6 protein-coding genes and 2 pseudogenes are annotated in these 10132 nt (G+C 40.8%); 4 read left to right on the top strand and 4 right to left on the bottom strand.

What is annotated here, in order from left to right; genetic code table 11:
- The 3 genes from LC586_RS32985 to LC586_RS32975 form a co-directional block, all read right to left on the bottom strand.
- Window positions 1–1539: filamentous hemagglutinin N-terminal domain-containing protein (locus tag LC586_RS32985; RefSeq protein ID WP_229489685.1), on the bottom strand; the 1539-nt coding region annotated here is incomplete at its 3' end.
- Window positions 1540–1590: 51 nt separating this feature from the next.
- Window positions 1591–3468, bottom strand: a complete 1878-nt coding sequence (locus LC586_RS32980; protein ID WP_229489684.1) for a ShlB/FhaC/HecB family hemolysin secretion/activation protein — start codon at window positions 3466–3468, stop codon at window positions 1591–1593.
- Between the two features lie 609 nt (window positions 3469–4077).
- The gene (locus LC586_RS32975; protein WP_229489683.1) at window positions 4078–6489 is read right to left on the bottom strand and encodes an FAD-dependent oxidoreductase; all 2412 of its coding nucleotides are present in this window, start codon (window positions 6487–6489) and stop codon (window positions 4078–4080) included.
- A gap of 444 nt (window positions 6490–6933) precedes the next feature.
- Here LC586_RS32975 and LC586_RS32970 point away from each other — a divergent pair, with 444 nt between their 5' ends.
- Entirely contained in the window at window positions 6934–7077 is a 144-nt protein-coding gene (locus LC586_RS32970; RefSeq protein ID WP_229489682.1) for a hypothetical protein, read from the top strand.
- Between the two features lie 191 nt (window positions 7078–7268).
- On the top strand, window positions 7269–8261 hold the full coding sequence (locus LC586_RS32965; protein WP_229489681.1) for a hypothetical protein: 993 nt from the start codon (window positions 7269–7271) through the stop codon (window positions 8259–8261).
- A gap of 68 nt (window positions 8262–8329) precedes the next feature.
- On the opposite strand, the pseudogene LC586_RS32960 reads toward LC586_RS32965, so the two are convergent.
- Window positions 8330–8500, bottom strand: a pseudogene (locus LC586_RS32960) (double zinc ribbon domain-containing protein); the annotation flags it as partial.
- A gap of 353 nt (window positions 8501–8853) precedes the next feature.
- Here LC586_RS32960 and LC586_RS40915 point away from each other — a divergent pair.
- Both LC586_RS40915 and LC586_RS32955 read left to right on the top strand, forming a co-directional pair.
- Entirely contained in the window at window positions 8854–8976 is a 123-nt protein-coding gene (locus LC586_RS40915) for a hypothetical protein (protein WP_267921769.1), read from the top strand.
- A 194-nt stretch (window positions 8977–9170) separates the two neighbouring features.
- Window positions 9171–10005: pseudogene (locus LC586_RS32955) on the top strand (IS701 family transposase); the annotation flags it as partial.
- Window positions 10006–10132 lie beyond the last annotated feature (127 nt).

Here is a 10132-nt window from a genome sequence, read left to right as displayed (position 1 = left end):
AATAGTATTGGCTTCCAGATAACCGCCATCAGTCACCTCAACGGTACGTGCATTAATCTCGATTCCACCCGAGTTGCCTACAGCATTCTCTCCCACCTGGCTGAGTGCAGAACTACGGAATCCCAAAGTAACTCCGCTAAAGACCACCTTATCAGTAGCAGTCACTCGAATTGTGCCCGAATTTCCTTTTCCAATAGTATTGGCTTCCAGATAACCGCCATCAGTCACCTCAACGGTACGTGCATTAATCTCGATTCCACCCGAGTTGCCTACAGCATTCTCTCTCACCTGGCTGAGTGCAGAACTGCGGAATCCCAAAGTAACTCCGCTAAAGACCACCTTATCAGTAGCAGTCACTCGAATTGTGCCTGCATTTCCCTTACCACTGCTACTGGTATTTAATTGACCGCCATTTTTCACTTCAACGTTATCCGCGTTAATCTCGATCCGACCTGCGTTACCAGCAGATCCAGCTTCCACTTGATTGAATGCAGCACTGACAAAGCCGTCCGATACTCCATCAAAAACTACTTCTCCAGTGGCATTAATTTCGATATTTCCCGCCTGAGTTCCAGGTGAACCCAAATCTTTGCCTATTCCAGCTTGCAGCTGACTTCCTCCCAAAACATTCACGTTACGACCGTTAATCGCAATACTACCGCCACTCGTACCTTGAAGATTCACAACTGCTTCCTTAGAGAGTGCAACATTCACCACTGCTTTATCAGAGAGGGATACATCGGATCGTTCAATACCATCGGGAAAACTTAGAGAAGCTACTCTTGGTATTCCTTGGGACTCTTGGACATTAAAACCGACTATTCCCGCACCAGTCAATCCTCCCAACTCAATGCGACCCCAAGCTACTTGCAAGCTCCCACCATCAAGGATGACATCTCCACCTACCAGTGCCAAAGTGTTCTCCGGCCGTAAGTAAAGAACAGCAGATGATTGATTAACAATGCTCGCTGAATTCTCTCTCAAGCGCAATCCTACAGGAATATTCACTGTCAGCAGTGGCGGGGAAAGCGGGTTTGTGGCGCTAAACTCCAACCCATTATCAAACACAAGGCTATCTGCGGTAGAAGCTACAAAGGAACCCCCCATATCCAAACGGGCATTGGGGCCAAAGACAATTCCATTAGGATTAATGAAAAACAGATTCGCTGGGCCTAAAACCCCCAGAGTTCCCAGAATATTCGAGGCATTACCTCCTGTCACCCTAGTCAAAATATTCGTAATTCCTCCTGGATTTGTAAAATAGGCTGCTTTTTCAATAACGTTAAATTCTTTGAAGCTGTGGAATAGGTTGCTTCCTTGAATTGCTCCCCCATTAATCCGCTCAATATCACTGCCTCGAAGTTTGTCTTCTACTACAACTGAACTTTTATCGCCTAGAGTCGCATCAGGTGTAATTTGAGATGTAATTTGTGCTTTTGCTGGACAGGGAGCAATACAAGAGAACAAAGCCAATACAAAATTCACCCCTATAGATAGAGGTAAAGTATTGGATAGGAGCGATCGCTTGGAGTGTTGCATAACTTTTGATTTCTAGACCTTTGTTAATCAGAGATTTTGTGACAAAAATTTTTAGAAAGGATTCGCAACTATTGAGAAATAAATACCGTCTTCCTGTAAAGTCCTGCCTCTGTCTTGAATATCTGTTAATGGAATACCATAATCAAGGCGAGCATTAAGGCGATCGCCCATTTGCCACTGTAAACCCAATCCCAACCCCAGCAAAGTATTAGGATTTGCGTCTGCACTCCCGGAACTATTCCAACCCACACCAAAATCAATAAACGGCACTACTTGCAAAACTCCTCCGACGTTTTCTACCCGCAGTACTGGTAATTGCACTTCCGCTGATGCCAAAAAGCCGTTATCTGTCAACAGAATATCTTGTCGATAACCTCGAACACTACGCAGACCGCCCAGCCCAAATTGCTCTAAAGGCACAAGGGCACGGGTTGTCAATTGCAGGTCAGAACGGATCACTAGTAAAGTTTGCGGTGCTAAAAGTCGCACATATTGTCCTTGCCCGCGCCAAGAAAAAAACCGACTATCAGGAGGGTCATTGTTGACGGTAGCATTGAAAATATCTAAACCAAGGTTAAATTGAGAGCGCAGGGCTAAGGCTTGTTGAGAATTACGCTGCTGATATTCTTGGAAGAATTGTAAGGCAAAAATGCGGGTTTCTCCCTGTTCATTAGCACCGGGTGACAGAGAAAAACCCCTACCTAGCAGTTCAGATTTGCTTTCTTGTCGTAACGCGGATAGACCCACAGCAAATTCTCTGTTGGGAGATAAGATTAAAGGTTGGCGGAAGCCTAACTCGAAGTAATTGGAATTACCAATGATATCTAGGCGGTCAAAGGGTGGTTCGACAATTTCAATACTCGTCAAACCACCTCTGAGGGTAATTGTGCCATTACGAGGATTAACAGGTATGTTGTAGCGCAAGTCAAAGGAGTTGCTACCATCAGTATTGATATATTCCAGATTCAAGCCATCCCCAAAACCGAATAAATTTCCTTCGTTAATGCGGACACCCCGTCGTAAGCTACCAACACTAGGCGCACGACCATTATCTATAAAAAATTCTGTATTAAAGGAGTCGGCTTCTATTACCTTGACTGTTAGTAAACTTAATTCGGGACGCGACCCAGCAGACAATTCGGCTGATATATTCTGAATTAGGGGGTCAAGTTGCAATAGTTGCAAAGCTGACAGCAAGCGCTTTTGATTTAGGGGTCTAGCGGTAGCAATGGCTAATCTGCTGCGGATGTAGTTCGAGTTCAACCGTCGTGTACCCGTTACCGCAATTTCTTCTAGTCCTCCTTCAATAATCTGGATTTTGACGACAGATCCCTGTTGAGATAAGGTTTGACCAGCCGGAATCACAGCACCACAATTGATATACCCCGCATCGGTATAGAGTTTGGTGATAGTAGCCTCAACTTGTAGTAATTCTACAAAGGTTAGCGATCGCTTGGTGAATTGGGCAGTAATTTTAGTTAACTTTTCGTCGCTAAATGCCGTGTTCCCATCAAACTCGAATTTCCTAACAATGATACTTTCAGGAAGGTCTAAGCCTTCTTCAGAGGAGGGAAATGTTTGAGGAGGAAGTTCTAGGGCAGGTTCTGGTCGTGGCTGTGGAATTGGGATTGGCTGTTTTGGTTCTGAGTCGAGAACCTGAGATAAAATTGGGTCTAATCTTAGTTGATTCAACTTTGATAAGCCTGTTGTGAGTACAGGGATCTGACGCAATTGATCCTGGCTCGTTAACAGACGAGTTTCTGATAAAGTTAAGTTTTCAATTTCTTCAACAGACTGTCTCTGGCTCTTAATAGGTAAGATATCAGCAAAGGCACTACCTTGGTTAAAAGCAAGTAACACTCCTAAAATTCTGGTAAATTTTAGAGCTAGTGTTAAATCCCAGAAGCTTACACAGCATATTTTCCCCATTTTTATGAAAAAGCTCACTATTTTTTAAATCATTCTGCCACCACCATAGTGAGACAAGCAAAAAACTCTAATTTACAGCAATTCTTCACCTCTTTAGCTGCTACAGAAAATGCTTTGAACAATCGTATTACTTTCCATTTTTTTTATAAAGCTACAAAGTACAGAAACGGATTTGAGGAAATATTACCACAAAGCGATGTGTGCGACGGGCTACGCCTACGCCTAAAGCTTTCGCAATAAGCAAGAGTTAATGACATTATTTTAAGTCTATTTGTAGCCAAAACCTGAAAATTAAAGCTCTGAAAGCCTTTTAGCGATTGGGTTATCCCAAAGTGACAAAACAGGGTTATAGTTTGATTAACCTGGCTCAAACATCTTTGTGTAATGCAATAATGCTTAATGTACTATCCATAAATACATTTAGGACGCCAAGCCTAAAACAGATTCCGTCGCTTCTCGAAGAGTGTCAAACAAAAGAGAGTTGTTTGCTCCCCTCGTTCACCTCGGTCTGCTAGAGAAGCGCAGAATGCACTGAAATTTACTCTTTCAGGCGGTAATTTTTCGGTTTTTAACTCAAACACTGCTGTAAAAACAGTTTCTTTCGGGCTGCTAGAAAAAATCTTTCTTAGTATTGTAGAAATTGGTAGAATTGGCTACCTGATATTCCTCTTGAAGGGTTGAAAAGTCATGATGGCTCAAAACAATAGCAATGGCAACATCCCTCATACTTTGTGATTTTTCCAGTTTCTCTCCCAAATAAATCTGCCAATAAACTTCCACATCACTTTCGAGAACTGGCTTTTTAATTTCTGTAACAACACCATTCTGCTTTGGATGAATCGAGGAAGCACTGTACTTCCACTCGAATCTATCTTTAAGAATGATATCAGGGGAATCACCAATCTGTAATTGGAGATGTAACTCGTTTAGACGTATCCCTTGATACATATAAAACATTGTTGATACAAGCCCTTCAGGGGGGCGTGCAGCTACTTCCATCAGAATCGCTTTTTCGCTACCTTCTTGTAGCAATAAATCAATATTGAGTACACCATTTTTAGGGTAATCGTGTTCTAAACTTTCTAACACATCACTTGAAAATTGCCAGAGTTTCTGAAATTCTGGTTCTTCTTCTCTAACAATAATATTGCCGATTTGATGACCATAAATGAACTCATCATTAGGTCGATAGTACTTGCAAGCAGCGAAATAACAAGGTTGACCATTTTTCATGACAACACTTGTATTATATAACTGACCTCTAATGAATTCATTCAATTCAAACTCTGAATCTGAATCTACATTGCTGTCACACCAAGCTTTCAAATCATCAACAGTATAGATTCTTCTAGTTTTTTCACTTCCGGCTCCGCTAACTGGTTTGATAAAGATGTGATTACCTAGCTCTTCTAGAACAAACTTTAAGTATGAAACTGGCTCTTTACGGTATTGGTCTTGAGCAAAAATCAGATACTTGGGCACCCGAATAAGGGAATTTTTGACGGCAGATTTGAGGTAACTCTTATCAGTAAACTGGCGGATCATCGTTGGGCGATCACCTGACAGATTTAGAGCTTCACGCAACTGTGCAGTTAACAGCACTGAATACTGATCATTGGTAACAATTCGACAGTTGTCATCTAATAGTTTATAGTCAGTCTTAATCTGTTGATAGGTTTGAAATAGATTTTGTAAATTATAAGGTTCTACAATCTGCACAAAATCCAAGTACTGATACTGGGAGGGTACAACCTCACTGAGTCCTCGCCTACTACAGAGTAAAACTAGATTTCTATTATCTGAGCAGATATACCTAAAATCAGTTTTGCTCAGAAGCATATCATGTAGCACAAAGACAGTCTGCTTATTGCTATCTATCTTACTACTATGCAAAGCAACTGGATTTGCCGACTCGCGGAGCATTTGTTGTACCAACTGGACAATTTCTTGTGAACATCCCCATGACAGAGTTACGCCTGACCCTCCATGTCCATAATTATAAAATATGTGTGTGTTTAAAACTCTTTCCACACAAACATTTTCCTCTGTTAATGGTCGTAAACCAGTCCTAACAGGCTCCTTCTCATCAAGCGGCAGTTCTTTTAATTCCTGTAGAAACTCTAAACAACCATCATACATCTGTCGAATAATTGGAACCTCAAGAGATAGGTCTGTACCCCATTGGTCTTGCTGCGTTAATCCTCCCAAGACCACCAAATCATCTCCTCTAGGAACTATAAAAATGATGTCTTGCTCATTTAAAGAAGATTCTTCATGGGAAATGCAATGAGCGTCCTTCACAACTTTCCCTAGATTCTTAACCCTGACAAGTGCGCCCCTCACGGGATACATGGAACTATCTCCTGTAGTTGCTATCGAACCTAGTCCAGCACAGTTAACAATTGCCCTTGCATTAAAACGGCTAAGTAGTTCCTGTTCATTTTGAACCACATTGACAGTGATTTTTGACTGGATAATCTCACATCCAATATCCTTTGCGTATTGAAGTAACCAATTCATGTAGACATCGGTGTTTGTCATCGGAGCCATGTGTTTATAAGCATCTTTTATACCTCCTTGAAAATTCAAATCAATCGTTTTTTTGACAATATGCAAACCTCTTTCAAATCCATCAACTTTATCCTTCAACTCATTCATTTTGCGAAGGTCAGCAGGTCGATTTTCCAAAACATCCTTGAAATAGAAATACCCATCCCTCAAATAAATTCCTGTTTTTTCTGAACCAAACTCTGTGTGTATTTTCTTGAATTTATTATAGGTAGTCATACACCAGCCTTTAGAGCGTTCCAGGGATCTGGGAGATCCATGACGGCCACAGACTGCTGGCGGCCATTCCCATAATGCACCTGCCACAATAGAGGTTAAATCTGGGGCAAAATGATCTGCAACAATCACAACATTAAAACCGGCCTCTCTCAGACATATAGCAGTTGTTAGACCACTGACTCCTGCCCCAATTACTAAAATCTTCACATCATTCTCCGGCAATGGGTTGCTCATTAAAGGTTATCTCGATTTTTTGCAGGACAAAATAAATGCGTTCTCTTCCACATTAATAATATTAATTTGGGCGCTTTTGGGCTGGCGCCGCGTTAATAAATTCTTAGTATTTGGCATTTTCTACAAGGATTATTTATCAATAGTTTTCGGTTAATAACTAAGTATAAGCACTATTAATAATGGAAAAAATGAGTGGCTGTTGTTGAGTACTAGTTCAACGATGAATGAGCTTCTTAGTACAACATTTCATAATTTTGTGACGAATTGAGCAATCTACTGGTTAGGCTTTGACAGACTCGATAACGCTACGAACTTGTGAAATTTCTTACTTACAGTATGTCTGAAAAGTAATATTGCCCCCCAACACGCCACTCATCACTCCAATACCCCAAATCAGCACAGCAGGCCTTTCGGCAAGAAAAGGAGATTCGATGGTTTGGTCGATTGGCTACGGCTAAGGGCATTCGTGAAAGGGAAGCGATCGCTGTAAAAGCACTATTAGAACAAATAGTTCTCTTCCACAAGGATGAATTCACAATCTACCTGAGAAAAGTTTTTATCCTTTCACAAAAGCAATTATGCTGTTAGTACTAGCTTGTTCTATATCAACTACTAGGTTACAACTATAAAGGTACGCGAATTATTTACTACTAGTATTTGCATTTTCACACCTTTGGGATATTTATTTTCATCTAAAAATTTAGATGAAATTACTAAAATACACCGATATTTACTTGTATTTTAATTTAGCTATCTAGTGCCAAGGGAGCTAACTTGTGATGTCTCTTTTTAATTTTCCCTTACAGATACTCAATGTTGAGCAAACTCTCAAACAGTTTTGGAGAATCAATGCGCCGATGACCTTCGTTGGTGTTTTCACTTTTGGGCTATTGCTGTTGATGCTGCCAGGACTGCTAATTGATGAGCGTGTTATTACTGGCGCACCCGCTTGGCTCAAGCCCTGCAAGTTTGCGTTTTCAACTTCAGTCTATTCGTTCACTTTTGTATGGCTGTTGGGTTTGCTCAAACAACATCGGCGACTCGCTAGTTTGGCTGCAAATGCTACGGCTTTTGCATTGGTTGTGCAAATAATAGTCATCATAGTCCAGGTAGTACGGGGTACAACTAGCCACTTCAACTTTAGTACTCCTGAAGATGAAGCCTTCTGGAAATTTATGGAAATTGCCCTGGTTTTTCTTTGGGCAGCAACTTTAGTTACAGTAATTTTACTGCTGCTAGAGCGTTTGGATAATCCTGTTTTGGCGATCGCGTTGCGGTTTTCCCTTTCCTTAACCTTCATTGGTATGGGCTTGGGCTTTTTCATGACTCTACCCACACCTGAACAAAGTTCGGCGTTGGCAGCAGGTCAGCCAGTGTTACATATCGGTGCTCACAGCGTGGGAGTAAAAGACGGTGGCCCTGGTATTCCCATACTTTATTTAAGTACTCAGGGGGGTGATATACGACTTCCTCATTTGCTGGGTATTCATGCTGTGCAAGCCTTACCATTACTAAGCTGGTTGATTAATTCAACTTTGTCGCACCTGAGACAGCGCACACAGGTGGCTCTGATGTGGATTGCTAGTTTTGCGTATGCTATGCTGATGTCCCTATTCACTTGGCAAGCATTGCGGGCCCAGCCGATAACTTCCCCCGATGCAGTTACTCTGGCTGCTCTCGCTGGGTTAGTTGTAGTGACTTTAGTTGCGACGGTAACAAGTTTAGTTGTTGACCGCTATCAATCGCTCAAAACACAAAGTTTTAACGAGTAAAATCTATGTCTTGGGGTAGAGCTAGCGAAGCTGTCATCAAGTGCAAACTAAACCGTTTAGTTTATAACTTAAGTTTTAAAGTAATAAATAATACTAAAATTAACGAAATAGCTTTGAGATTCAGAATCCTTAGATGCCTTATAAGGAAAGCCACAGTAAGGACAAAACCGAAACTTCAATGACGTAATTGGTTCATTACACTTAGCACAACTATTACGTAATGCCGTACCGCACAAGAAACAAAACTGCGATGCCTACGGCGGTAAACTACGCGGCAATAACCAAATTTCTTCAAGAGTTGTTCCGGGAGTCCAGCAGTGGGGGCAAAATTTTAGGACATCGGTTGCAGACATGGGTACACCCCGGATAACCGCATCAAGGTACTCAGAGGGAGCAATGCGATTTTGTGAGGTGCTTAAAATTCGCGTGCTAAATCACCTATTTAGGGGTGCGATCGCAGCCAAATAACTGTTTTTATTGAGAATATAACTCTTTAACTGAGAATTAAAGTCAGTAGACCGAAAAGTTTTGCGATGCCTTCGGCGGGCGCAGCCATCGCTAAAAATGTTTCCACTTCAAAGTGAGACATGAGGTGCTGGTATCTAAAAGCACTAAATTTTCGCAAAAATCCACTGGAGCAGGTATTCTTGACAGAGCGATCGCAGAAGTTTTCGGTCTACTCAGGACTTACGCAACTGGCACAGGCGATCACTAAATATTAGTACATCTGTATTATAAAAATGACGCAACTGGCACAGGGCGATCGCTAAATTTTAGTACATCTGTATGAAAAATACAGATAATAGAAAGGTATTGCTGAAATTAGTAATAATAATCAATTATGTAAAATATAAGAGCAATTTTTTTGAGAAAATTAGTGGAAAGTGCATCAAATAAATACCAGAGTTGATGAAATTTACTAAACTGAACTATTGCCAATACTTGTTAAGTAGTCAGATGAATTATACTCTGACGAATTTGGCAGCTCATCTAGAACAGATTAGTCATGATAAAATTAACCGCTATCTCAAGAATGAAAAGCTAACACCACGTCTACTCTGGGATAATGTCAAAGATGTTATCGAAATAAATGAAAACTGCTATGTAGTGTTTGATGACACAGTAATTGATAAACGACACGCTACAGAAATCGAGACAAGTAAACGGCAATATAGTGGTAATGAACATAGTGTAATACAAGGAATTGGGCTAATAAATTGTCTATATGTCAATCCGGAAGTTGGCAAATTTTGGGTAATTGACTATCGGATTTATGACCCAGACCGAGATGGGAAGACTAAGATAGAACACGTGAAGGAGATGCTGCAAAACCTGGTGTATCATAAGGTTTTACCGTTTCAAGCCGCTTGAATGGACAGTTGGTATGCTACCAATCAATTGATGTTATATATTGATAGCTTAGGTAAATATTATTATTGCCCTCTCAAACGTAATCGACTGGTTGATGATACGGATAAGCAAAAAGATTATCAAAGAATAGAATTGTTATCTTGGAATGAACAGGAGTTAAAATCAGGTAAACTCATTAAAATCAAAAAGTTCCCTCAAGCCAAAAAAGTGAAACTGTTCCGGGTAACTGTCTCTACCGACAGAACGGATTTTATCGCTACAAACGATTTATCTCAAGATTCTAGGGACTTTGTACAAAAAGTGTGTAAGGAACGATTGCAAGTTGAGGAGTAACACCTTTGAATTAAAACAATTGACTGGCATTGAATCATGTGTAACCGTTCACAGGATTCCCAATGTTACCGCAGAAATATAAGTACAAATTGGTGGTAGATTGAAAGGCATGGATATTTTGTGCCTCTTTTACGGGATTGAAATCCCCAACTCGGATTGGGAAAAAA

The sequence above is a fragment of the Nostoc favosum CHAB5714 genome (assembly GCF_020829495.1).
Classification (GTDB): domain Bacteria; phylum Cyanobacteriota; class Cyanobacteriia; order Cyanobacteriales; family Nostocaceae; genus Nostoc; species Nostoc favosum.
This window is presented reverse-complemented; position numbering and strand designations above follow the sequence as displayed.